This is a genomic window from Allohoeflea poritis (assembly GCF_027889715.1).
GTDB classification, from domain to species: domain Bacteria; phylum Pseudomonadota; class Alphaproteobacteria; order Rhizobiales; family Rhizobiaceae; genus Hoeflea_A; species Hoeflea_A poritis.
The window spans coordinates 143100-166842 of sequence record NZ_JAPJZH010000009.1 but is presented as its reverse complement, the minus strand read 5'-3'; the positions used below and the strand labels follow the sequence as shown (position 1 = coordinate 166842).

Annotated in this window: 19 protein-coding genes; 13 read left to right on the top strand and 6 right to left on the bottom strand. The window is 59.3% G+C overall.

Annotated features, from left to right (window positions below; translation table 11 throughout):
- Window positions 1-6 precede the first annotated feature (6 nt).
- From nuoL to OOZ53_RS15620, 7 genes are read left to right on the top strand one after another with little or no spacing between them, the layout of a single operon-like run.
- Complete coding sequence (gene nuoL, locus OOZ53_RS15650; protein WP_271090591.1) at window positions 7-1992, top strand: NADH-quinone oxidoreductase subunit L; 1986 nt, start codon at window positions 7-9, stop codon at window positions 1990-1992.
- Window positions 1992-3500, top strand: coding sequence for an NADH-quinone oxidoreductase subunit M (locus OOZ53_RS15645; RefSeq protein ID WP_271090590.1), 1509 nt, complete (start codon window positions 1992-1994; stop codon window positions 3498-3500). The genes nuoL and OOZ53_RS15645 overlap by 1 nt, the downstream gene beginning before the upstream one ends.
- 17 nt (window positions 3501-3517) lie before the next feature.
- On the top strand, window positions 3518-4969 hold the full coding sequence (gene nuoN / locus OOZ53_RS15640; RefSeq protein ID WP_271090589.1) for an NADH-quinone oxidoreductase subunit NuoN: 1452 nt from the start codon (window positions 3518-3520) through the stop codon (window positions 4967-4969).
- Between the two features lie 4 nt (window positions 4970-4973).
- Complete coding sequence (locus OOZ53_RS15635; protein ID WP_271090588.1) at window positions 4974-5726, top strand: biotin--[acetyl-CoA-carboxylase] ligase; 753 nt, start codon at window positions 4974-4976, stop codon at window positions 5724-5726.
- 36 nt (window positions 5727-5762) lie between these two features.
- Window positions 5763-7430 (top strand): ribonuclease J, encoded by a 1668-nt coding sequence (locus tag OOZ53_RS15630; RefSeq protein WP_271090587.1) that lies wholly within the window; start codon window positions 5763-5765, stop codon window positions 7428-7430.
- Between the two features lie 26 nt (window positions 7431-7456).
- Window positions 7457-7861 (top strand): methylmalonyl-CoA epimerase, encoded by a 405-nt coding sequence (gene mce, locus OOZ53_RS15625; RefSeq protein WP_271090586.1) that lies wholly within the window; start codon window positions 7457-7459, stop codon window positions 7859-7861.
- Between the two features lie 6 nt (window positions 7862-7867).
- Entirely contained in the window at window positions 7868-8143 is a 276-nt protein-coding gene (locus OOZ53_RS15620) for a DUF1467 family protein (protein ID WP_271090585.1), read from the top strand.
- Window positions 8144-8161: 18 nt separating this feature from the next.
- Here OOZ53_RS15620 and OOZ53_RS15615 read toward each other — a convergent pair whose 3' ends face one another.
- Both OOZ53_RS15615 and OOZ53_RS15610 read right to left on the bottom strand, forming a co-directional pair.
- Window positions 8162-9316: a phosphatase PAP2 family protein gene (locus tag OOZ53_RS15615; RefSeq protein ID WP_271090584.1), complete on the bottom strand. Its 1155-nt coding sequence runs from the start codon at window positions 9314-9316 to the stop codon at window positions 8162-8164.
- A gap of 318 nt (window positions 9317-9634) precedes the next feature.
- Entirely contained in the window at window positions 9635-10090 is a 456-nt protein-coding gene (locus OOZ53_RS15610; protein WP_271090583.1) for a GNAT family N-acetyltransferase, read from the bottom strand.
- A 258-nt stretch (window positions 10091-10348) separates the two neighbouring features.
- Here OOZ53_RS15610 and OOZ53_RS15605 point away from each other — a divergent pair, with 258 nt between their 5' ends.
- The 4 genes from OOZ53_RS15605 to OOZ53_RS15590 all read left to right on the top strand — a co-directional run bounded on the left by OOZ53_RS15605 (window position 10349) and on the right by OOZ53_RS15590 (window position 15717).
- Window positions 10349-11911 (top strand): EAL domain-containing protein, encoded by a 1563-nt coding sequence (locus OOZ53_RS15605; RefSeq protein ID WP_271090582.1) that lies wholly within the window; start codon window positions 10349-10351, stop codon window positions 11909-11911.
- A gap of 467 nt (window positions 11912-12378) precedes the next feature.
- Window positions 12379-13707, top strand: a complete 1329-nt coding sequence (gene proS / locus OOZ53_RS15600; RefSeq protein ID WP_271090581.1) for a proline--tRNA ligase — start codon at window positions 12379-12381, stop codon at window positions 13705-13707.
- Between the two features lie 9 nt (window positions 13708-13716).
- Entirely contained in the window at window positions 13717-15027 is a 1311-nt protein-coding gene (locus OOZ53_RS15595) for a lipoprotein-releasing ABC transporter permease subunit (RefSeq protein ID WP_271090580.1), read from the top strand.
- Window positions 15028-15036: 9 nt separating this feature from the next.
- Complete coding sequence (locus OOZ53_RS15590) at window positions 15037-15717, top strand: ABC transporter ATP-binding protein (RefSeq protein ID WP_271090579.1); 681 nt, start codon at window positions 15037-15039, stop codon at window positions 15715-15717.
- Window positions 15718-15985: 268 nt separating this feature from the next.
- Here the strand turns inward: OOZ53_RS15590 and OOZ53_RS15585 are convergent, their stop codons facing one another.
- Window positions 15986-17137, bottom strand: coding sequence for a benzoate/H(+) symporter BenE family transporter (locus OOZ53_RS15585; RefSeq protein ID WP_271090578.1), 1152 nt, complete (start codon window positions 17135-17137; stop codon window positions 15986-15988).
- 210 nt (window positions 17138-17347) lie between these two features.
- Here OOZ53_RS15585 and dnaE point away from each other — a divergent pair, with 210 nt between their 5' ends.
- The gene (gene dnaE, locus OOZ53_RS15580) at window positions 17348-20842 is read left to right on the top strand and encodes a DNA polymerase III subunit alpha (protein WP_271090576.1); all 3495 of its coding nucleotides are present in this window, start codon (window positions 17348-17350) and stop codon (window positions 20840-20842) included.
- Window positions 20843-20874: 32 nt separating this feature from the next.
- Here dnaE and OOZ53_RS15575 read toward each other — a convergent pair whose 3' ends face one another.
- From OOZ53_RS15575 to OOZ53_RS15565, 3 genes are all read right to left on the bottom strand, one after another.
- On the bottom strand, window positions 20875-22221 hold the full coding sequence (locus OOZ53_RS15575; protein WP_271090575.1) for a DNA polymerase IV: 1347 nt from the start codon (window positions 22219-22221) through the stop codon (window positions 20875-20877).
- A 61-nt stretch (window positions 22222-22282) separates the two neighbouring features.
- On the bottom strand, window positions 22283-22930 hold the full coding sequence (locus OOZ53_RS15570; RefSeq protein WP_271090574.1) for a hypothetical protein: 648 nt from the start codon (window positions 22928-22930) through the stop codon (window positions 22283-22285).
- Complete coding sequence (locus OOZ53_RS15565) at window positions 22930-23187, bottom strand: DUF3572 domain-containing protein (protein ID WP_271090573.1); 258 nt, start codon at window positions 23185-23187, stop codon at window positions 22930-22932. Before OOZ53_RS15565 ends, OOZ53_RS15570 begins: the two co-directional genes overlap by 1 nt.
- A 171-nt stretch (window positions 23188-23358) precedes the next feature.
- Between OOZ53_RS15565 and OOZ53_RS15560 the strand changes: the two genes are divergently transcribed.
- A complete protein-coding gene (locus OOZ53_RS15560; protein WP_271090572.1) occupies window positions 23359-23730 on the top strand; it encodes a response regulator in 372 nt (123 codons plus the stop codon).
- Window positions 23731-23743: the final 13 nt, after the last annotated feature.

Here is a 23743-nt window from a genome sequence, read left to right as displayed (position 1 = left end):
CGGATCATGTATCACGCAATCGTATTCTTCCCGCTTCTGGGAGCAATCATTGCCGGTCTGTTCGGCCGCTCGATCGGCGCACGGGCGTCCGAATATGTGACCTGCGGCCTGATGGTCATCGCGGCGTTCCTGTCGTGGATATCGTTCTTCCAGGTGGCGCTCGGTCACGGCGACCTGATCCGGATCGAAGTCCTGCCATGGATCGTTGCCGGAACACTCAATATCGACTGGGCTTTCCGTATCGACACCCTGACAGCGGTCATGCTCGTCGTGGTCAATACGGTCTCCTGCCTGGTGCATATCTATTCGATCGGATACATGCACCACGATCCGAGCCGTCCGCGCTTCTTCTCCTATCTGTCGCTGTTCACCTTCGCCATGCTGATGCTGGTGACCTCCGACAATCTGGTGCAGATGTTCTTCGGCTGGGAGGGCGTGGGCCTTGCCTCCTATCTGCTGATCGGCTTCTGGTTCAAGAAGCCGTCCGCCAATGCGGCCGCTATTAAGGCGTTCATCGTCAACCGTGTCGGCGACTTCGGGTTTTCCCTCGGCATTTTCGGCATTTTCGTGCTTTTTGGCTCCGTCTCGTTCGACGTGATCTTTGCCGGCACGGCCGATTTCATGCCTGCCGCGGAGGCGCGCAACGCCGATGCGTTTTTCGAGTTCTTCGGCGTCGAAATGGACAAGGGCGACGCGCTGACCACGGTCTGCCTGCTCTTGTTTATGGGCGCGATGGGCAAATCGGCCCAGTTCCTGCTGCACACCTGGCTACCGGACGCGATGGAAGGCCCGACACCGGTCTCGGCGCTGATTCATGCCGCGACGATGGTCACCGCCGGTGTATTCCTGGTCGCGCGCATGTCGCCGATCTTCGAGCTTTCGACCGACGCGCTGACCGTGGTGACGATCATCGGCGCGGTGACGGCCTTCTTCGCGGCGACGGTGGGGCTGGTACAGAACGACATCAAACGCGTGATCGCCTATTCGACCTGCTCGCAGCTTGGCTACATGTTCGTCGCGCTTGGCGTCGGTGCCTACGGTGCCGGTATCTTCCACCTGTTCACCCACGCCTTCTTCAAGGCGCTGCTGTTCCTTGGGGCCGGCTCGGTTATCCATGCGGTGTCGGACGAACAGGACATGCGGCGCATGGGCGGGCTGCGCAAGCACATCCCGATCACCTACTGGATGATGATCATCGGCACCCTGGCGCTGACGGGCTTCGGCATTCCGTTCACACCGATCGGGACCGCCGGCTTCATCTCCAAGGACGCCATTATCGAATCCTCCTTCATCGGTAACAACCCTGCGGCCGGCTTCGCCTTCGTGATGCTGGTGGTCGCGGCAATGTTCACCAGTTTCTATTCATGGCGCCTGATCTTCATGACCTTCCACGGCAAGCCGCGCGCATCGTCCGACGTCATGCACCATGTGCATGAATCGCCGCTGGTCATGCTGGCGCCGCTCTATATCCTGGCCGCGGGTGCGCTGTTCGCCGGCATGATCTTCATCGGCAATTTCTTTGGTCACCACTACGAGGAATTCTGGAACGGGGCTCTCTACACGCTGCCCGACAACCACATCGTTCATGAATTCCACAATGTGCCGGCCTGGGTGAAGCTCAGCCCGTTTGTCGCCATGGCGCTCGGATTCCTGGTGGCCTGGCAGTTCTACATACGCTCGCCCGAGACGCCCAAGGCATTGGCCGCACAGCACAACGGTCTCTACAAGTTCCTGTTGAACAAATGGTACTTCGACGAGCTTTACGACCTGATGTTCGTGCGCTCCTCCAAGTGGCTCGGCCACTTCCTGTGGACGAAGGGCGACGGGTGGCTCATCGACGGTTTCGGGCCTGACGGCATTGCCGCGCGCGTGCATCAGATAACCAACCGGATCGTCCGGCTGCAGACCGGATATCTCTACCACTATGCCTTTGCGATGTTGATTGGTGTTGCCGCACTTGTCACCTGGATGATGCTCGGGAGTGCTGTGTAATGACCGACTGGCCAATCCTATCCGTGGCCACATTTGTGCCGCTTGTCGGCGTGCTCCTGATATTGCTGATCCGCGACGACAGCGAGACGGGCCGCCGGAACATCCGCAATGTTTCGCTGATCGTCACGACGTTCAATTTCCTGTTCTCGCTGTTCATCTGGGCGAATTTCGACGATTCGAAAGTCGGCTTCCAGTTCGTGGAGCAGGCCCAGTGGCTGGGCGAGGGGATCTCCTACCACATGGGCGTCGACGGCATATCGGTGCTGTTCGTGGTGCTGACCGCCTTCCTGATGCCGCTGTGTATCCTGGCGAGCTGGGAATCCGTGCAGCACCGGGTCAAGGATTATATGATCGCGTTCCTGATCCTGGAAACGCTGGTGATCGGCGCCTTCTGCGCACTCGATATAGTGCTGTTCTACGTCTTCTTCGAGGGCGGCCTCATCCCGATGTATCTGATCATCGGCGTATGGGGCGGCAAGCGGCGCATCTATGCGGCATTCAAGTTCTTCCTCTACACGCTGGTCGGCTCCGTGCTGATGCTGCTGGCGATCATGGCCATGTACTGGAATTCGGGCACCACCTCGATCCCGGACATGCTGGCGCATGATTTCCCCGCCAATATGCAGATATGGCTGTGGCTCGCCTTCTTTGCGTCCTTCGCCGTCAAGCTGCCGCTCTGGCCGGTCCATACCTGGCTGCCGGATGCCCACGTGGAGGCGCCGACGGCGGGTTCCGTGGTGCTGGCCGGCATCCTGCTGAAGCTTGGCGGATACGGTTTCATCCGCTTCTCGCTGCCGATGTTCCCGATCGCTTCGGTGGAGCTGTGGCCGCTGATCTTCACGCTCTCCGTCGTGGCGATTATCTGGGCCTCGCTCGTCGCACTGATGCAGGACGATGTAAAAAAGCTCATCGCCTATTCCTCGGTCGCCCATATGGGCTACGTGAAGATGGGTATTTTCTCGGCCAATGCGCAGGGCGTTAACGGAGCGATCTTCCAGATGCTCTCGCACGGTCTCGTTTCGGCGGCGCTCTTCCTTTGCGTCGGCGTGATCTATGACCGCATGCACACGCGTGAAATTGCCGCCTATGGCGGGCTGGTCAACAACATGCCGAAATACGCGGCCGTGTTCCTGGTGTTTTCCATGGCCAATATCGGTTTGCCGGGGACATCCGGTTTCGTCGGCGAGTTCCTCGTCCTGATCGGCGCCTTCCAGGTCAGCAGCTGGATCGCCATCCTGGCGACGCTCGGTGTGATCCTTTCGGCCGGCTATATGCTGTGGCTCTACAGGCGCGTGATCTTCGGCCCGCTCGAGAAGGAAAGCCTGAAATCGCTGCTCGATCTGTCGCAGCGCGAAAAGGTCCTTCTCTACCCGCTGGCGGCGCTGATCATATTCTTCGGCGTGTATCCGCTGCCGGTGTTCGACGTGACGGCCGTGACCGTCGATGCGTTGATCAATAACTACAATGCCGCGCTAGAGGCCGCCAATGGCCTGGCGCTCGCGGACTGACGAAGGACACTGGCGACATGACAGCTGAAACCCTCGTAGCGAGCCTGCAGCTCTCCACACCCGAACTCATCCTTGCCGTCGGATCGATGGTGCTTTTGATGATCGGCGTGTTTTCAGGCAAGCAGTCCTCGAACATGGTCACGGGCCTGGCGGTCGCACTGCTGATCGCGGCCGGTGTGTGGATGGTTCTCGTTTCCGACCTGGGTGTCGGCTATGGCGGTTCCTTCCTCCAGGATCCCTTCGCCCGCTTTATGAAGGTGCTGACGCTGATCGGCTCGATCACCGCACTGGCGATGGCCGTCGGCCATGCGCAGGAAGAGCAGATCGACCGGTTCGAGTTCCCGGTTCTGATTGTCCTTGCGACACTCGGCATGATGCTGATGATCTCCGCCAACGATCTCATCGCGCTCTATCTCGGTATCGAACTGCAGTCGCTGGCGCTCTATGTGGTGGCCGCGATCAACCGCGACAGCACTCGTTCGACTGAAGCCGGGCTTAAATATTTCGTTCTTGGCGCGCTTTCCTCCGGCATGCTGCTTTACGGCGCTTCGCTGATCTATGGCTTTACCGGCCATATCGGCTTTCCGGAGATCGCCGCCGCTGTCGCCGATGGCGAACGCTCGATCGGTGTCGTGTTCGGGCTGGTTTTCCTGCTGGCCGGCATCGCCTTCAAGATCTCCGCGGTTCCGTTCCACATGTGGACACCGGACGTCTATGAGGGCGCGCCGACGCCGGTAACGGCCTTCTTTGCCGCCGCGCCGAAGATTGCCGCCATGGCGATGCTGGTGCGGGTCGTGATCGGCGCCTTTGAGCCGGTGGCGTTGGACTGGCAGCAGATCATTGTCTTCATCTCGATCGCATCGATGGTCCTCGGCGCCTTCGCCGCCATCGGGCAGCGCAACATCAAGCGGCTGATGGCTTATTCGTCGATCGGCCATATGGGCTATGCGCTGGTCGGGCTGGCGGCCGGCTCGCAAGTCGGCGTTCGCGGTGTCGTCATTTACATGCTGATCTACATGATCACGACGCTCGGTACATTCGCCTGTATCCTCGCCATGCGGCGCAAGGAAGAAGGCAATGTGGAACAGATCGATGATCTGTCGGGGCTTGCCTCCAGCAATCCGCTGATGGCGACAATCCTGACGATCTTCATGTTCTCACTTGCCGGCATTCCGCCGCTTGCCGGGTTCTTCGCGAAATATTTCGTCTTCCTCGCGGCGATCGAATCCGGGCTATACGCGCTTGCGGTGATCGGTGTTCTGGCATCGGTTGTGGGTGCCTACTACTACCTTCGCATCGTCAAGATCATGTGGTTCGACGAGGCAAGTGCGGGTTTTGTGCCGGTTGCCGGCGAGCTTCGTGTCGTCATGGGCGTTTCCGGCCTGTTCGTGCTGGGTTACGTGCTGGTCGGCGGCCCGCTCGGCCGTGCGGCGGGCGTTGCCGCGCAAACCCTGTTCGTGGCAGGGTGACTGGATGAGCGGCGCGGGCGGAGACTTCAGGCATGTAACGTTGGGCGACGTGGATTCGACCAACCTTGAATGCCTGGAGCGCGCGCGGCAGGGCGACAATGGCAATCTCTGGATTACCGCAAACCGTCAACTGAAAGGCCGTGGCCGGCGTGGGCGCGGCTGGGTCTCGGAGCCCGGCAATCTTTATGCCTCGCTTCTGATGATCGATCCCGCGCCGCTGGCCGCGCTTGCCAGCCTGCCGCTGGCGGTCGGGGTCGCCGTTCAACGGGCGATTTCCCAGGTCCTGCCGCAGGGCGGCGAACGCGCCACGATCAAATGGCCCAACGATGTTCTGCTTGGCGGCAAGAAGATTGCCGGAATCCTGCTTGAGAGCGAGACCCTGCCGGACGGCAGACAGGCCGTCGTCATCGGCTGCGGCATCGATGTTTCGCATGCGCCCGATGAGGCGATGTATCCCGTCACGACGTTGCGTGCCGCCGGCTCTTCGGTATCGCCCGAAGAGCTTTTTGACCGCCTCTATCAGGCCATGGGTGAGGAACTGGCCCGCTGGGATCAGGGAAGGGGCATTGCCTCCGTGCGTCAAGCGTGGCTCGGCGCGGCGGAAGGGATCGGCAAACCGATCAGTGTCAACCTGCCGGACAGCACCTTGACCGGAACATTCAGGGAAATCGACGCATCCGGCTGTCTCGTTCTGGTCGACAATGACAACAAGATTCAGACCGTCGCCGCGGGCGATGTCTTCTTCGGCCGGCCCTGAACCGGGTCCTGCCCAACTCACAATTGCACTGGCAAAATGACTTCAAAAGACGAATTGGTATTTCTGCCGCTCGGCGGCGTTGGCGAAATCGGCATGAACCTGGCGCTTTACGGCTATGGTCCCGAGGGGCGCCGTGAGTGGATCATGGTGGATTGCGGCGTCACCTTTGCCGGTCCGGAACTTCCGGGCGTGGATCTCATCCTGCCGGATATCCGCTATATCGAAGATGAGAAGATCAACCTCAAGGCCATCATCATCACCCACTCACACGAGGACCATTACGGCGCTGTCGCCGAACTTTGGCCTTATCTGGGCGCGCCGGTCTATGTAACGCCCTTCACCGCCGGCATGCTGGAGGCGAAACGCGCCTACGAGGGTGACATGCAGGAGGTGCCGGTCACGATCTACAAGGCGGGGGACACGTTTGAAGTCGGCCCGTTCACGATCGAGGCGGTGCCGGTCAACCATTCGATCCCGGAGCCGGTTTCCCTGGTGATTTCCTCGCCCGCGGGACGGGTCATCCATACCGGCGACTGGAAGATAGACGAGGCGCCATCCCTCGGCCCGCTGACCGACGAGAATCGCTTCCGCGCAATCGGTGATGAAGGCGTTCTCGGCCTCATCTGCGATTCGACCAATGCGCTGCGCGACGGCGTTTCCCCTTCGGAAAAGGAAGTCAGCAAGAGCCTGGAGAACATCATCCGCGCGGCGAAGGGCAGGGTGGCGATTACAACCTTTTCGTCCAATGTCGGGCGCATCCGTTCCGTGGCCGAGGCAGCGAGGGACGCGGGCAGGAAGGTTCTGCTGCTCGGCAGTTCGATCAAGCGGGTTGTCGATGTCGCGACGGATCTTGGCTACATGGAAGGCCTGCCGCCGTTTATCGACGAGGACGAGTTCAACACGATCGACCGGAACAAGATCGTTATCATCCTGACCGGCAGCCAGGGCGAGAGCCGTGCGGCGCTCGCCAAGATCTCCCGGGACGAGATGCGCACCGTCATGCTCAATGCCGGGGATACGGTGGTCTTTTCCTCGCGCACCATTCCGGGAAACGAAAAAGCCATTCTTGATATCAAGAACGGCCTCATCGAACAGGGTGTCAACATCATCACCGACGACGAGGCGCTGGTGCATGTGTCGGGCCACCCCCGGCGCAACGAACTGAAGCGGATGTATGAATGGGTCCGCCCGCAAATCCTCGTGCCGGTGCATGGCGAGGCCGCCCATCTGGTCGGTCATGCGACGTTCGCGCGCCAATGCGGCATCGAGACGGTGCCGCATGTTCGAAACGGCGACATGCTGCGTCTGGCGCCGGGGCCCGCGGAAGTGATCGACGAAGCGCCGCACGGCAGGATCTTCAAGGATGGCGACCTGATCGGCGACTTCGACGAAATGGGAATTGGCGAGCGGCGCAAACTCTCCTATGTCGGTCACATCGCAGTCAACGTGCTGCTCAACGGCAAGCATAATCTGGTTCGGGACCCCGTGGTGCGGACGCAGGGCCTGCCCGAATTCGACGAGGACAGCGAACGCATGACGGACCGCCTGCAGGAAGCGGCCGTCAGTGCCGTGGAAAGCATCCCGCGCGTGCGGCGACGCGATCTGGATGTGGTCCACGAATCCGTGCGCCGTGCCGTCAGGGCGGCGGCGCGCGATGCATGGGGCAAGAAGCCGGTCATGACCGTCTTCGTCACACGCGTTTGAGGCGACAGCTCAGGGAGCGAACTCACATGATTGGCAGGCTGAACCATGTTGCGATTGCGGTTCCGGATCTCCAAGCGGCAACCGCGCAATACCGGGACACGCTGGGCGCTTCCGTCTCGCAGCCTCAGGCACTTCCCGAGCACGGCGTTACGGTCGTCTTCGTGGAGCTCGGAAATACCAAGGTCGAGTTGCTCGAGGCTCTCGGGGAAAACTCGCCCATCGCATCTTTCCTGGAAAAGAATCCCGCAGGCGGCATGCATCACATTTGCTACGAGGTGGACGATATTCTTGCCGCGCGGGAAAGGCTGAAGGCCGGCGGTGCGCGTGTGCTTGGCGATGGCGAGCCGAAAACAGGCGCGCACGGCAAGCCGGTGCTGTTTTTGCATCCGAAGGATTTCTGCGGAACCCTGGTGGAACTGGAACAGGTATAGCCGCCAATGAATTTGCTGACCGCCTTCGCCGTCTATTTCATCATATGGTGGATCACGCTCTTTGCGATCCTGCCGATCGGCGTGCGCACGCAGGCCGACGAAAAGGACGTGACGCTCGGAACCGCCGAGAGTGCGCCGCTCAGGCTGCGGATGCGCAACAAGATCATGCTGACAAGCGTGGTGTCCGCGGTGATCTTCGCGATCTATGTCCTGCTGACCGTAACCTTTGGCCTTTCGGTCGATTCGATACCGCGCATCGTTCCGGACTTTTCCACACGTTAGTTCCATTCCCGGTTCAACCTAGTGCGTGTTTGTCCGCGCGTGGTCTTTCAAGACCGGCACTGCATTCTGTTTGCGATTGAGCACCCAACCGCTGAAATGCCAGATCGGCAGGACCATGGCGTATGCAACAATTCCATCGACAAAATAGTGCCAGGCGAGGTGCACGGAACCGACAAGGATAATTGCTGCGTATAGGGTCATAAGCAGGCCAAACCACAACCGGATGCGAAAGGCCGCCAGACAAAACAGCAAAGCTTGGGCATTGTGCATACTCGGCATTGCCGAGATCCCGGCAGGGGCATTGACCGCTCCGGTATACACATCCCACAAATGGTTGGCAGTATTGATTGCCTGCAGATTTCCGCTGCTGCCCGAACCTTGTTGCGATCCGAATGAACGCAGATACTCAACGAGCGGGCCGTAGGTCTGACCGTCACCCGTCACCGCCTCAAAATAAATGGGCCCCGCTGATGATAAAGCGGTTGCGGCGACCAAGCCGATGATGATCCAGGACAAAATGGTGGCCAACCAATATTGGCTGCGTAGGTTCTGAACCCGACGGCTGTCCGAAAGCAGCAAACCGCAAAAGAACGCATAACAGACGAACATCCAAAACAGATACATGCCGTCTATTGCCCGTGTCAGAGCAGGATGATTTTCAAAGACCGGCAGCAGGATTTCCCATGCCTGGCGGCCGAAGAAGAGCTGACTGTCCCAAATGGCAAAGGTCTGATCCCAGGAAAAGGGGTTCAAGTGAGGGATTTTCATCTTCCAGTACAGGAAGGGCGCCATAATCGCGGTGAATATGATCACGCCAAGAAGTGCCTTGCGGATTCGTGCATTGAATGCGTATGCGCTGACGTGTTTCCATGTTCGTCTGGTGTATTCGGCAAGGCTGCAATCATGGCGAAAGAAGGCCAACAGCCATACGATGGAAGTAATCGATGCGCACAGGAGAATAAAACGTACGGCTCTTATTGTGTACTTTGTGACAAAAGGGGTGAGTGTTTCGCCGGAAATGATACATTTTATAGTTGTATAAAGCAGAAGGACGAACAGGATAAGGTAGAACAGCGTATTTCTTCGATACTCTACCTTTAAATAACTGATTATATTATATTTATTTCCAGAGCTTGGCGTCGGTTGGCCGGGATCATTATTCACGTGTGTCACGGCTAAAAATCTCACATAAGTAGAAAAATACAACCTATGAGATATTTTGACGCGTGTTAAAATTCGGTTTATCTGGAGATGGAAAGACGTGTCCTGGCCGTCAAAGGTGTGAGGGCCGATCGATATGTTCGTCCGTGGGACACAGTCGATTCTCTGTGCTGCAAAAACGTCTAAATCGCTAAGGCGCGGTTGGGCTCCTATCGCGGGAAACGCGCGGCAAGATTGGAACCTGCTTTTCCACCAACGGTGACCTTTGGCCTCCCCGTTGAATCGGTACAGCGTACCGTTCCGGATTTTCCCTCGTAGCAGTCCGGCCCTTTATCGTGCGGAAAGCGGCTTTTCGAAAAAGACCCGGTCGAAACCATCCTGCCGGGCGCGGCCGGTCTCGCGATAACCCAGCGACGGATAGAGCGACAGGTTTTCGCTCATGTGGATGTTGGTATAGAGCTTGATTGACCAGAATCCGTTCTTGCGGGCGTATTGCTCGACGAAGTCGATCAGCATGCGCCCGTAACCCTTGCCGTGATGGGCCGGATCGACGGCGATATTCTCCAGGAAGACACTGTCTTCCTGATCGTAGAAGACCACGAAGCCGAACAGGTTTCCTTCATCGGCCAGAACGAAAATCAGGCCGTCAGCTACTTGCGAGGCGAAGTCCGCCGTCATCGGCGCCGGTTCCCGGCCGATACGCTCGACATAGATCTGATAGGCCTTGCGGGCGCAGACAGCGATTGCTTTTACATCGTCGCTGGCAGCGGGTCTCAATGTGGTCATCTTCGCGAAATTCGTTCGTTTACGTTCAATTCATCACAAACGTAGCAGTTAATCCGCTGCCGCTGAACCGATTCAGGAAGTGGCAAGACATCGATGTTACAAACAATCGATTGTGTTTTGAACGGGCAGCCAGACTTGAGACGGTTGAACGAACTGCATTCGGTATTGGAGAGGCTGCGTACGTCGCCGGACAAACGACCGCCACAGTCGTTTGCGGGCCATCGGTCGCGTAGCCGCAAGTTGCTGAAATGGTCGGCCATGATCATCATGGTGATGGCCAGTACTGCCTTCTTTGCATATGCCACCAATTCCTTCGTTCATTCCGTCCATGCCGCACAGAACCGAGACCGGCTGCAGGAACTTGCCGGTTCGACCGTCAATCGGGCGGAACTCGGAGCTGACTACGCCTTTGCGGCGCTGACCGCGGTGGCCGAGGGCTCCGACCTCACCTGTGGCGAACAATCACTGGCAACGTTTCGCTCGCAAGTTCACCAGCGTTCGATCGTGAAGGACATCCGTATTCTCGATGCACGGGGTTTCACCCGGTGTGCGGCGTTCCCGGAAGTCCTTGGGGGTGCGCATATGCGCGTAGACCTCGGCGAAATGAGAGACACCCGCAATGAAAACACCAAGCTGGTGCCTCTGCAACTGCGCGGGCAATCGGCGCTTGGCGTCATGTGGGTGGTGGACCAGGACACGCTGTTGCTGGCTACGGTCAGCACGCGCATGCTGGTTCATGACGTCCTTCCGAAGGCATTGAGGAACGGCAATGCGGCGCGTGTGGCCCTTGATGAAAATACCCTGATCGCCTCTCACGATGAGATGGGGTCAACGGTTCAGGACACGGGTGAAAATGCACGACCATTGGTATTCAAGGCCCAATCGGACCGTTATCCCTTTCATGCCGAGATTCACATTTTCGATCATTTGATGATGCGGTGGAACAACGGCATCGGCGCTTCCTATCCGGCAAGCGGCGGGGTGTTCGGCTTCCTTTTCGGTCTGCTTGCGATCCGCGCACTTTCGAAGCCGCGCGGTATCGATGCCGAGATCGGCGATGCGCTTGAGCAAGGTCAGTTCAAGGCCTTTGCCCAGCCTATCTTCGACCTGAAGACCGGCGCCATTACCGGCTGTGAGATACTGGCGCGCAGGCTGCTGGACGACGGCACCGTTGTCTCGCCGCAGCAGTTCGTTCCGCTTGCCGAGCAGACAGGACAGATCGACGCGATCAACTGGCAGGTTATGGATGACGCGCTGGCGGGCTTGCGCCCCTTCTTGAGGAAAAACAAGCATTTCACCGCTGCCTTCAATGTCGGGGCGCAGCAACTCATACAGCCGTCCTTCATCTCGGAACTGCGCACCCATGTGCGCGAGGCGCGAGTCGGCTCGCGTCAGGTCACCATCGAAGTGACGGAACGCCAGCAGTTCCAGGACATGGACGTGGCGGCCGCGATCATGGGCAGAATGAAAGAACATGGATTCCACATCGCCATTGACGATGCGGGAACCGGGCACAGCGGGCTCAGCCATATTCAGAAGCTTGGTGCGGACATTATCAAGATCGACCGGTTCTTCGTCGATCAAGTCGTGCATGATCCGAGCGCCCGCTCGCTTATCAAGATGCTGGTGCGCCTTGCGCGCGATCTGCGCATGACGACTGTGGCGGAAGGTATCGAGACCGAGGAACAGATGCAGGCTCTTGCCGAACTTGGTGTCGACAAGGGACAGGGTTTTCTGGTGTCAAAGCCGCTGCCGCTCAAATCCTTTGTGGGTTTTGCCGAAAAACTTTCACATTCGGAAGACCAAAAGACGGCGGCCTGAATCTCCGCGCTGCATGTGTCTGAACAATGCGGCGCGAAACGGACCCTTCGCCATCGCTCAAGCTGATTTTCGATATTGCAAAAAAAAACAAGGCAGAAGCCTTGTATTTAAAGTATCGCGTTGATCATTTTACCGATGTTACTCGGCGGCTGCAGGTCAAACCGCGCCTTAGATCCATCCTCCCAAGACTTTGACCGCGAAACGGACAGAGATCGATTGCCCCTGTCTCATTGGTGGTGAAAACTAGCCGATTGTTTACCCGATGTCATCAGAAAAGTGACATTTTTATCGCTGTCGAGAATTTTTTTTGCGTAATGCGTAATCTGACCATAGACCGTTGCAATAAGCGGACATGCCCGACGGGTCTTCGGCTTCCCTTCGAACCGCCAAGCCGCTAATACAACTGTCGTTTTATGCTGTCTCACCTGATTCCTCGATCAGGCGGCAAATACCGACCGGACATGAAGATGCGCCTTTCCCGCTATTTCCTTCCCATACTGAAAGAAAACCCCAAAGAGGCCGAGATCGTCTCGCACCGGCTGATGCTGCGTGCCGGCATGATCCGCCAGCAGGCGGCCGGAATCTATTCCTGGCTCCCGCTCGGCAAGCGCGTCCTTGAAAAGGTCAATGCGATCATCCGGGAGGAACAGGATCGGACCGGCGCCATCGAGATCCTGATGCCAACGATCCAGTCGGCAGAATTGTGGAAGGAGAGCGGGCGATATGACGATTACGGCCTGGAGATGCTGCGCATCAACGATCGTCAGGAGCGCCCCATGCTCTACGGCCCCACCAATGAGGAGATGGTCACCGACATCTTCCGCAGCTATGTGCGTTCCTACAAGGATCTGCCGCTCAACCTGTACCACATACAGCTGAAGTTCCGCGACGAGATCCGGCCGCGCTTCGGCACCATGCGCTCGCGCGAGTTCCTGATGAAGGATGCCTATTCGTTCGACATCGACCAGGACGCGGCGCGGCGTGCCTACAACAAGATGTTCGTGGCCTATCTGCGCACATTTTCGCGCATGGGTCTTTCCGCAGTGCCGATGCGCGCCGACACGGGGCCGATCGGCGGCGATCTCAGCCATGAATTCATCATCCTTGCCGATACGGGCGAATCCGAAGTGTTCTGCCATCGCGACTATCTTGGCTTCGACATTCCCGACGAGACGACGGACTTCCAGGACGCCGGTGCGCTGCAGGCGATTGTCGACAAATGGACATCGCTTTACGCCGCCACTTCGGAAATGCACGATGCGGACGCATTCGCCGCCGTCGCGGAGGATGCCAGACTATCCGCGCGGGGCATCGAGGTCGGCCACATCTTCTATTTCGGCACCAAATATTCCGAACCCATGGGCGCCAAGGTGATGGGGCCGGACGGCAAGGAGCATCTGGTGCATATGGGTTCATACGGTATCGGGCCGACGCGGCTTGTGCCGGCCATCATCGAGGCCTCCCATGACGAGAACGGCATCATATGGCCGAAGAGCGTTGCGCCCTACGATGTCAGCATCATCAACATGAAAGTCGGCGACGGTGCTTGTGACAGCGCCAGCGAAAAGCTTTATTCCGAGCTGGAGGCGGCGGGGCTCGACGTGCTTTACGACGATCGGGACGAGCGGGCGGGCGCCAAATTCGCAACGGCCGATCTGATCGGCATTCCGCAGCAGATCGTTGTCGGGCCGCGATCGATTGCCAATGGTGAAGTTGAAATCAAGGACCGCAAAACCGGCGAGCGTGAGAACATGACGCTCGAGGCTGCCGTCAACCGGTTGGTTTCGGCAAATTAAGGAGTGGCGATGAGCGGCGACATCGCAGAGGCGACAAGGACATCCAAGGGGAGCGGCGGACCGTTCGCCGGCGCATTTTGCGCCTATGAGCGCATGATCGCCTGGCGCTACCTTCGTTCCCGTCGCAAGGAAGCCTTCATCTCCGTCATAGCCGGATTTTCCTTTGTCGGCATCATGCTTGGCGTTGCCACCCTGATCATCGTCATGGCGGTCATGAACGGCTTCCGGGGCGAGCTGATCGACCGTATTCTCGGCGTCAATGGTCACATCATGGTGCAGCCGATCGACGAGCCGTTCGACGACTATGCGGCGCTTGCAAAACGTCTTGCCGAAGTGCAGGGCGTGCGCGCGGCAATACCGATGATTGACGGGCAGGCCCTGGTATCGGGTTATCGGGATGTCGGCACAGGCGCGCTGGTGCGCGGCATAAGGGCCGATGACCTGTCCAGCCTGGGCGGTGTCACCGACAATATCCTCAGTGGGGACCTGGTCGGATTCGTTGCCGGCGAGGGGCTTCTGGTCGGCTCGCGGCTCGCTTCCCATCTTGGTGTCGGCGTCGGCGATACGGTCAAGCTGATTTCACCGGAGGGCGACGTGACGCCGCTTGGCGTGACCCCGCGGATCAAGTCCTATCCGGTGTCGGGTATCTTCGAGATCGGCATGTCGGAATATGACGGCTCGATGATCTTCATGCCGCTTCCGGAGGCGCAGCTCTATTTCAATTCGGATGGCCTCGTGCAGGCGATCGAGCTGTTCATTGACGATCCGGACACGGTGGACGCGGTGCGTCCGTTGCTTGAGACGGCGGCCGGAAGACAGGTCTATATCTCTGACTGGCGCCAGCAGAACCGGACGTTCTTTTCCGCGCTTGAGGTCGAACGCAACGTCATGTTCATGATCCTGACGCTGATTGTCCTGGTGGCGGCGCTCAATATCATCTCCGGCCTGATCATGCTGGTGAAGGACAAGGGGCACGACATCGCGATCCTGCGGACGATGGGCGCGACATCGGGCGCCATTTTACGGATCTTCTTCATGACCGGAGCAGCCATCGGCGTCACGGGGACGATTGCCGGCTTTCTACTGGGTGTCATTGTGTGCTGGAACATCGAATCGATCCGCCAGTTCTTCTCATGGCTGTCCGGAACCACGCTGTTCGATCCGGAGCTTTACTTCCTCAGCCAGTTGCCGGCGGACATGAATGCCGGCGAAACGCTTTCGGTTCTCCTGATGGCCATCGGCCTTTCCTTCCTTGCGACGCTGTTTCCGGCGTGGCGCGCGTCCCGGCTCGATCCGGTCGATGCGTTGCGTTACGAGTAGGGCGTCGCGATGACGGACACGGTTTTGCAGATTGACGGCGTGCGCAAGCACTACAAGCAAGGCGACAATATACTTTCGATCCTCAATGGCGCGGACTTCACGCTGCGCAAGGGCGAGACGGTTGCTCTGGTGGCGCCAAGCGGGGCAGGCAAATCGACGCTGCTTCACGTGGCCGGCCTGCTTGAACACCCCGATGCGGGCGAGGTCTTCGTCAATGGCCGGGCATCGAGCGGGCTGAGCGACGACGCACGCACCGCAATGCGGCGGTCCGATATCGGTTTCGTCTACCAGTTCCATCATCTGCTGCCGGAATTCACCGCGCTCGAAAATGTGATGATGCCGCAGATGATCGCGGGCCTTTCACAAATAGCTGCCTCTGAGCGGGCGCGCCAGTTGCTCGACTATATGCGTATCGGCCACCGCGCGGAGCACAGACCGGCCGAACTGTCGGGCGGCGAGCAGCAGAGGGTGGCAATTGCCCGCTCGGTCTCGAATGCGCCGCTTGTTCTGCTCGCCGACGAGCCGACCGGAAACCTCGATCCCGGAACCGCCGGCTATGTTTTCGAAGCGCTTGAAGCCCTGGTGCGCCAGTCCGGCCTTTCGGCCCTGATTGCCACGCACAACCACGAAATCGCTTCGCTGATGGACCGGCGCGTGACCATCGAAGACGGGCAGGTCGTCGAGGGCTGAGCGGCATACGCGCCGTATCTTCCGCAAAATTCGATCCCCTCCGTTCGCCGTATCCGGTGGCATATTAAGGCTTCCTTAAGCACGATACGCTATTCGCTTGACTTGAGAACAAGAAAGGAACAAATTGCAAACATAGACGGAATAAGGAGGAACATATGTTCGATTTTGCAAAAGACTGTGCCGCGCTCGCCTCCATGCTCATGTTTGTAACCAGCCTGACGCTCGTGGTGATGGCGCTGTGATTTCTACCCGGCTTAACAGTGTCCGTTCACGTCTTGAGGCGCTCGTATAGCCGATCCAGGCCGTAGATGAACAAGCCTGCGGCCAATCCCCAGAAAGCCGAACCGATCCCGAATGCGGACAGGCCCGATGCGGTCACCGCAAATGTGGCGATCGCGACAAAACGATCCTTGCCCTCGGCGACGCTGTTGCCCAGCGCCGAGGCGAGGGCACCGATCAGCGCTATGCTGGCGACGGTGGCGATCAGCGCTTTCGGGAAGCTGGCAAAAAGCGCGACAAGGGAAGCGCCGAAAGCGGCTATGACCACATAGCCGCCGGCATAGAACGGACCGGTCAGCCATCGCTTGTCCTTGTCCGGATGGGCGTCGGGGCCGGTGCATATGGAGGCCGTTATCGCGGCAAGGTTCGTGGCGTGCGCGCCAAAACCGGCGCTCGCAAGGGAAGCCAGCCCGGTGACAGACAGAACCGGGCGGGATGGCGGCGAATAGCCCGAAGCCTTGAGGACCGCAAAGCCCGGCAGGTTCTGTGAGGCCATGGTGACAAGATAGAGCGGAAGGCCCAGCCCGATCATCGGCTCGAGGTCGAATTTCGGGGTGATCCACTCGAGCCGCGAGATCTGCAGCCCGTCCACGGATCCGGCAAGTCCCAGAACATAAGTCAACGCTATTCCGCATATGAGGACGGCAAGAACGGCCCAGATCGGCGAGAACAGGCGCACGGCAACGAATAAGAACAGAAGCGGCAGGACCAGTTCGGGCGCCGATTTCAGATGATCGAAGACACCGAGGACGAAACTGAAAAGCACGCCGGCCAGCATGGCGGATGCGACCGAGCCCGGAATCCGTTCGATCATCGCCGCAATCGGTTTGAAGATGGCCGTCAGAAGCGTCAGCACGGCGGCAAAGAAGAATGCGCCCACCGCCGTTTCGATCGTCTCTCCGGAAGATTGTGCGATGAGGGCGGCGCCGGGGGTCGACCATGCAGCGACGATCGGCATGCGGTAGCGGACGCTCAGAATGGCGGTCGTGGCGGCGGTGGCAAGGCAGATCGATGCGATCCAGGAAGAGGTCTGGGCCGCGTTGGCTCCAACCGCCTCGGCCGCCGCAAGGACGATGGCGACGGAACTGCCAAAGCCGACGAGTACGGCGACAAGCGCCGATATGACAACGGATGCACGCATTGATTCCCCCACCCGGACGAGCGGAGGCTACCGTCAATCCTCAGCTCGCGCCAGCGATAACGGCATCGAAGGCACACAGATTGCGGGTGCTTATTGCGGCCGAATCGGGTCATTACAGTGTGGATTGAGCCTTGCGCGCGAATGCGGATTGCTGCCCGATGATTTAAACTCGCGTCTGGCACTGGACAGCGGTAATGCGGAGACCGGCACATGACGGAAGAAACAGTGAACAGGGCGCAAGACAACGCGGCAGGCCCCGGATTCGTTCACCTGCGCGCGCATTCCGCCTATTCGCTGCTCGAAGGCGCCTTGCCGCTGAAGAAGATCATTTCCATGGCGGCTGCCGACGCGCAGCCGGCCATCGGCATCGCCGACACCAACAACCTTTTCGGAGCGCTGGAATTTTCGGTCAAGGCTGTTGAAGAGGGCATGCAGCCGATCCTCGGATGCCAGCTCGACATCGATATGGAGGATGGCGGCAAGGAAGGTCAACGCGGCCACCGCGATCACGTGGCCGAGCGGCCGTCCATCGTGGTGATCGCCATGAACGAAGACGGCTACCGGCGGCTGGTCGAACTTGTAAGCCGGGCCTATCTGGACGGGGCCGGCACCGATACCACGCATATCTGTCTGTCCTGGCTCACCGAGAGCGGCGCGGACGGGCTGATCTGCCTGACCGGCGGCTCCGGCGGGCCGATCGACAAGGCGGTTTCGCAGGACCAGAAAGATCTCGCGGAAACGCGGCTTGAACGGCTGAAAACGATTTTCGGAAACCGTCTTTATATAGAGTTGCAGCGACAAGCCGGCTTTGACCGGACCCATGAAAACCATATGCTCGAACTCGCCTATGAAAAGGCGATTCCGATCGTCGCGACAAACGAGGCCTTCTTTCCGTCGCCCGAGGATTTCGACGCCCATGACGCGCTCATGGCCGTCGCCCACAACGCCATGGTTTCGGACGACAGCCGCTTTCAACTGACGCCGGATCATTACCTGAAAAGCCGCGCCGATATGTGTGCGCTGTTCGACGACCTGCCTGAAGCGCTGGAAAATTCGGTCGAGATTGCACAGCGCTGCTCTTTCATTCTGAATACGCGCGCGCCCATCCTGCCGCGCTTTACCGGTGCTTCGGACGATGCGGAGGAGGCCGAGCAAGCGGAAGCGGCGGAGCTGCGGCGGCAGGCCGAGGAAGGACTTGATGCGCGCCTGGCGGAACTGGGATATGCGGAAGGCTTTTCGGAGAGCGACTATCGCGAGCGCCTTGAAGTGGAACTCGGCATTATCGAGCGGATGCGCTTTCCCGGCTACTTCCTGATCGTCGCCGACTTTATCAAATGGGCCAAGGCGCATGACATTCCGGTTGGTCCCGGCCGCGGATCGGGCGCCGGATCGCTGGTTGCCTATGCGCTGACGGTGACCGATGTCGACCCGCTTCGCTTCTCGCTGCTTTTCGAGCGCTTCCTCAATCCGGAACGCGTATCGATGCCTGATTTCGATATCGACTTCTGCCAGGACCGGCGCGATGAGGTCATCCGCTACGTGCAGGAAAAATACGGGCGCGAGCAGGTGGCGCAGATTATCACCTTCGGGTCGCTGCAGGCGCGCGCGGCTCTGCGCGATGTGGGCCGCGTGCTGGAGATGCCCTATGGGCAGGTCGACCGCATCTGCAAGCTGGTGCCCAACAATCCGGCCAACCCGACACCGCTCTACAAGGCGATCGAGGAAGAGCCGAAGCTGCGCGAAGAGGCCGACAAGGAACCCGTTGTCGGGCGTCTTCTCGATATCGCGCAGAAGATCGAGGGCCTTTACCGGCACGCCTCGACGCACGCCGCCGGCATCGTGATCGGCGATCGGCCATTGTCGCAGCTCGTTCCGATGTATCGCGATCCGCGTTCGGACATGCCGGTGACACAGTTCAACATGAAATGGGTCGAGCAGGCGGGCCTCGTTAAATTCGACTTTCTCGGCCTCAAGACACTGACGGTGCTGAAGACAGCCGTCGACTTCATCGCCGAGCGCGGGACCGACATCAATCTGAACGCCCTGCCGCTCGATGACGACGAGACCTATGCGATGCTGGCGCGCGGCGAGACGGTCGGCGTTTTCCAGGTTGAAAGTGCCGGCATGCGCAAGGCGCTGATCGGCATGCGGCCGGACCGTATCGAGGACATCATCGCCCTTGTCGCGCTCTACCGCCCGGGACCGATGGAGAACATCCCGGTCTACAATGCACGCAAACACGGCGAGGAAGAGGTTTCCTCGATCCATCCGAAGATCGACTATCTGCTGGAGGAGACGCAGGGCGTCATCGTCTACCAGGAACAGGTCATGCAGATCGCCCAGGTCCTGTCCGGCTATTCGCTCGGCGAAGCCGACATGCTGCGCCGTGCGATGGGCAAGAAGATCAAGGAGGAGATGGACAAGCAGCGCAGCCGCTTCGTCAGCGGTGCGGTGGAGGGCGGTGTCACCAAACCGCAGGCCGATCTCATTTTCGACCTCCTGGCGAAATTCGCCAATTACGGCTTCAACAAGTCACATGCCGCCGCCTACGGGATCGTCTCTTATCAGACCGCTTACCTGAAAGCGCATTATCCGGTCGAGTTCCTTGCAGCGTCGATGACGCTCGACATGTCGAACACCGACAAGATCAACGATTTCCGACAGGACGCCAAGCGTCTCGGCATCGAGGTGGTGCCGCCATCGGTGCAGACCTCGCACCGGATCTTCAAGACCAGGGAGAACCGGATCTACTACTCGCTTGCCGCCATCAAGGGCGTCGGCGAGGCGGCCGTCGATCATGTCGTGGAGATGCGCGGAGACCGGCCCTTTGAGAGCATCGAGGACTTCTTCCTGCGCGTCGATCCGAAACTGATCAACAGGCGGGTACTGGAACATCTGATCTGTGCCGGTGCCTTTGACTGTTTCGGCCGCGACCGGGCGGAACTGGTCGGTGGCATCGACCGGCTGCTCGGCTTTTGCCAGACCGCCGCCAGCGACCGCGATACCGGCCAGGGCGCCCTGTTCGGCGCCGGCGCTGCGACCGGCCCGGAAGTGATTCAACTGGACGGTGTAACGCCTTGGGTCCCTTCGGAAAAACTCCATCGGGAATACCAGTCGCTCGGCTTTTACCTGTCCGCCCATCCGCTCGATACTTATGGCGAGCTGCTGGACAAGATGCGTGTGCAGACTTTTGCCGAATTCTCCAATGCGGTGCGTCAGGGCGCCACGGCAGGCCGTCTCGCCGGTACGGTCACGTCGAGGCAGGAGCGCAAGACCCGCACCGGCAACAAGATGGGGATCATCGTCTTTTCCGATTCGTCGGGCCAGTATGAAGCGGTGCTGTTCTCCGAGGCACTCGCCCAATATCGCGACCTACTGGAACCGGGAAAATCGCTGGTGGTCACGGTCGACGCCGAAGAGCGGCCGGAAGGGATCAGCCTGCGTATCCAGACGGTTAAATCGTTGGAGGAGCAGGCCGTCCAGACGCAAAAGGCCCTGCGGATCTATGTGCGCGACAGCTCGCCGATTGCCCAGATTGCCGGACATCTCAACGCCAGCGGTGACGGGCTTGTCTCATTCGTCGTCATCAAGGAGGACGGCCGCCGTGAGATCGAGGTGGAGCTTCCGCAGCGCTACCGGATCTCACCACAGATCGCCTCCGCCCTAAAAACGGCCAAGGGTATTGTCGACGTCGAACTCGTTTAAGCGTTGGCTTCTTCCGGTATAACGCGGTTCGCTCAGTCGCCGGTTTGCCCTGATTTGGGACCTGTAGCGTCGCGGTCGCGCTGCGGCCTTGCGCTGCGCTGCCTGCCAAAGGTGTAGCCGGTCTCGACGGCGTCACGGCCGAATTTGTCCCGGACTTTGTCAATCGCCCGTTCCGCGACAGCCCGCTGGGTGGCTTTGGTATCCACCAGATCGGGCGGATCGGCAAGATCGGCGCTGGACAGATCCGAAACCCCGATGCCGAGCAGGCGGTATTTCGTGCCGTCCAGTTCCTTTTCCAGAAGCGAGAGGCCGGTATGGAAGATGCGGTCGGCGAGGCAGGTCGGATCGTCGAGGCGGCGGTTGCGCGTGCGGATCTTGAAGTCGGCGCTCTTCAGTTTCAGAACGACCGTCTGGCCGGCGATATCGCTCTTCTTGAGCCGGCGCGACACCTTTTCCGACAGGGACCGAAGCACGGCGACCAGCGTCTCGCGGTCGGCATGATCGTTGTTGAATGTGGTTTCCGCCGAGACGCTCTTGGCGCTGTCGCGCGTATGGACCTGGCGGGCATCTTCGCCGCGCGAGAGCCTGTAGAGGCGCTGCCCGATGGCGCCGTAGCGCCGCATCAGATCGCCTTCCTCCATCTCCTGCAACTGGCCGATCCTGGTGATGCCGTCGCGTTCCAGTGTCGCGGCGAAGGCCTTGCCGACACCCCAGATGGTGGTGACCGGCATGTCCTTCAGGAAATCGATCGCTTCCGCCTCGCCAATGACGGAAAAGCCGCGTGGTTTTTCCAGGTCGGACGCGACCTTTGCCAGGAACTTGCAGTAGGAAAGGCCGACCGAGACCGTGATGCCAATCTCATCCTCGATGCGCCTGGCGAACGCCGCCAGGGTGCGCGCCGGCGGATTGCGGTGGAGCACCTGTGTCCCGGCAAGTTCGAGAAATGCTTCGTCGATGGATATCGGCTGCACCAGTGGGGTCAGCTCCTCCATCATCCGGCGGACCTGTTTGCCCACCCGGCTGTATTTTTCCATGTCGGGCTTGATCACCACGGCCTGCGGGCAGGCTTTCAGGGCCTTGAACATCGGCATGGCGGAGCGCACGCCGTGGATACGGGCAAGATAGCAGGCGGTCGACACGACACCGCGCCTGCCGCCGCCGATGATGACCGGCTTGTCGGCCAGTTCCGGATTGTCGCGCTTTTCGACAGTGGCGTAGAAGGCGTCGCAATCGATATGCGCCACTGTCAGGGCGTAAAGCTCGTCGTGGCGCAATATCCGAGGGCTGCCGCAATGCGCACAGCGATGCAGGCGTTCTTCCTGATAGGTCAGGCAGTCTCGGCAAAAGCCGATATCGGGATCCCGGTCGATGGCCGACATTGCTCCACCGGTTTGGAACAAAAGTTGAACATAACTCGTTTACGCCGCATCCGCCAGGCAATCAAGCGCCCATATGCGCACGGATGATCTGTTCTATATGGGGCCAGTCTTCAGCTTCGACGACATCGTCACCGGGATGCGGCGCCATGGAGCGGAATGTGGCGTTGCTCATATAGTAGATGGCGTGAGCGGAGGGCGCGTGTTTCTTTGCGGAATGGAGATTGTAGGCCATGTCGTCGACAAAGATCAGCGGCAGCTCGCGCTCGGCATGGATCTCACGGATCAGCGGCCCTTTTTCTTCATTGGTTGCAACCAGCGGATAATTCAGCCCGTGACGGTCGAGCAGTGTTCTCCTGATATCGTAGTGGTGCGGCGGCATGGCGGACAGAAAAATAATGTCCGCAGTGTCGGCAAGATTTGAAAGCACGGTTTCGACGTCGCTGGTCGGTGTCTGCCAATCCAGCTGTTCGAAGAAGAAGCGCTCCAGCAGTTCACGACAGGTTTCTTTCTCGGCGGTTTCACCGTCATCGAGCCCGATGATGTTTCCGGTCAGGCGAAACGAGCGCGGCAGCAATTCGAAACCGTTGGCGTTAAGAAAGGCGTTGAACGGTGTAAGGAACTCAAGCACGACCTCATCAACATCGCAGATGACAAGCGGCCTGTCCTCCAACGAAAGCTGCGTGTGTCCCACCGTTGCCTGGGTAGTCATCAGATGCTTCCCTCGAACGGCGCTTCGCCACCCAGGGCCCGCCAGGCCTCGACAACCTTCTCCGGATCGGTTTCACGGGCATCGCAATAGGCGAGCAGCGTCGGCTCGTGGCTCATCAGAAAACCGAGCACGCCGGCAAGAAAGCCCGGCTCCGAGGAGGCAGCGCGCAGGTTTTCGATATTCAGTCCGGAAATCGCCAGAAAACGCGCCAGCATGTCCTCATCGCCCGCAATCCATGCAAGGACGTCGATCGCCAATGCTTGCGTTTCGGCTTCCTTATTGAATTCGCTAGGATTTGAGCCCACGGGTTTGCTTTTCTTCAACCAAATTGCGCTAGCTTGAATTTGGATCAGTTTTGAGAATCTTTCCGGCGGCAGCATAATGGCTGGCGGTGGAAGAGCAAGATTGAGTGGGGATGAGAGCTGTAAATGCCTAAACGGGTTATGATCGTCGAGGACAATGAGCTGAATATGAAGCTCTTCCGCGACCTCATCGAAGCATCGGGTTACGAGACGGTTCAGACCCGCAACGGGCTTGAAGCGCTCGACCTTGCGCGCGCGCACAAACCCGATCTCATCCTCATGGATATCCAGCTTCCGGAGGTTTCCGGCCTTGAGGTCACGAAGTGGCTGAAGGAGGACGATGAACTGCATTCAATTCCGATCATCGCCGTGACGGCTTTTGCCATGAAGGGCGACGAAGAAAGAATACGACAAGGCGGCTGCGAGGCTTACATGTCCAAGCCTATTTCGGTGCCCAAATTTGTTGAAACCATAAAAACCTATCTGGGCGACGGATAAATCGAGGAAAATT

Excerpts from the sequence above, each read along its gene's own strand:
- nuoL (WP_271090591.1), top strand. The coding sequence starts at position 7 with ATGTATCACGCAATCGTATTCTTCCCGCTTCTGGGAGCAATCATTGCC.
- OOZ53_RS15645 (WP_271090590.1), top strand. The coding sequence starts at position 1,992 with ATGACCGACTGGCCAATCCTATCCGTGGCCACATTTGTGCCGCTTGTC.
- nuoN (WP_271090589.1), top strand. The coding sequence starts at position 3,518 with ATGACAGCTGAAACCCTCGTAGCGAGCCTGCAGCTCTCCACACCCGAA.
- OOZ53_RS15635 (WP_271090588.1), top strand. The coding sequence starts at position 4,974 with ATGAGCGGCGCGGGCGGAGACTTCAGGCATGTAACGTTGGGCGACGTG.
- OOZ53_RS15630 (WP_271090587.1), top strand. The coding sequence starts at position 5,763 with ATGACTTCAAAAGACGAATTGGTATTTCTGCCGCTCGGCGGCGTTGGC.
- mce (WP_271090586.1), top strand. The coding sequence starts at position 7,457 with ATGATTGGCAGGCTGAACCATGTTGCGATTGCGGTTCCGGATCTCCAA.
- OOZ53_RS15620 (WP_271090585.1), top strand. The coding sequence starts at position 7,868 with ATGAATTTGCTGACCGCCTTCGCCGTCTATTTCATCATATGGTGGATC.
- OOZ53_RS15610 (WP_271090583.1), bottom strand. The coding sequence starts at position 10,090 with ATGACCACATTGAGACCCGCTGCCAGCGACGATGTAAAAGCAATCGCT.
- OOZ53_RS15605 (WP_271090582.1), top strand. The coding sequence starts at position 10,349 with ATGATCATCATGGTGATGGCCAGTACTGCCTTCTTTGCATATGCCACC.
- proS (WP_271090581.1), top strand. The coding sequence starts at position 12,379 with ATGCGCCTTTCCCGCTATTTCCTTCCCATACTGAAAGAAAACCCCAAA.
- OOZ53_RS15595 (WP_271090580.1), top strand. The coding sequence starts at position 13,717 with ATGAGCGGCGACATCGCAGAGGCGACAAGGACATCCAAGGGGAGCGGC.
- OOZ53_RS15590 (WP_271090579.1), top strand. The coding sequence starts at position 15,037 with ATGACGGACACGGTTTTGCAGATTGACGGCGTGCGCAAGCACTACAAG.
- OOZ53_RS15585 (WP_271090578.1), bottom strand. The coding sequence starts at position 17,137 with ATGCGTGCATCCGTTGTCATATCGGCGCTTGTCGCCGTACTCGTCGGC.
- dnaE (WP_271090576.1), top strand. The coding sequence starts at position 17,348 with ATGACGGAAGAAACAGTGAACAGGGCGCAAGACAACGCGGCAGGCCCC.
- OOZ53_RS15575 (WP_271090575.1), bottom strand. The coding sequence starts at position 22,221 with ATGTCGGCCATCGACCGGGATCCCGATATCGGCTTTTGCCGAGACTGC.
- OOZ53_RS15570 (WP_271090574.1), bottom strand. The coding sequence starts at position 22,930 with ATGACTACCCAGGCAACGGTGGGACACACGCAGCTTTCGTTGGAGGAC.
- OOZ53_RS15560 (WP_271090572.1), top strand. The coding sequence starts at position 23,359 with ATGCCTAAACGGGTTATGATCGTCGAGGACAATGAGCTGAATATGAAG.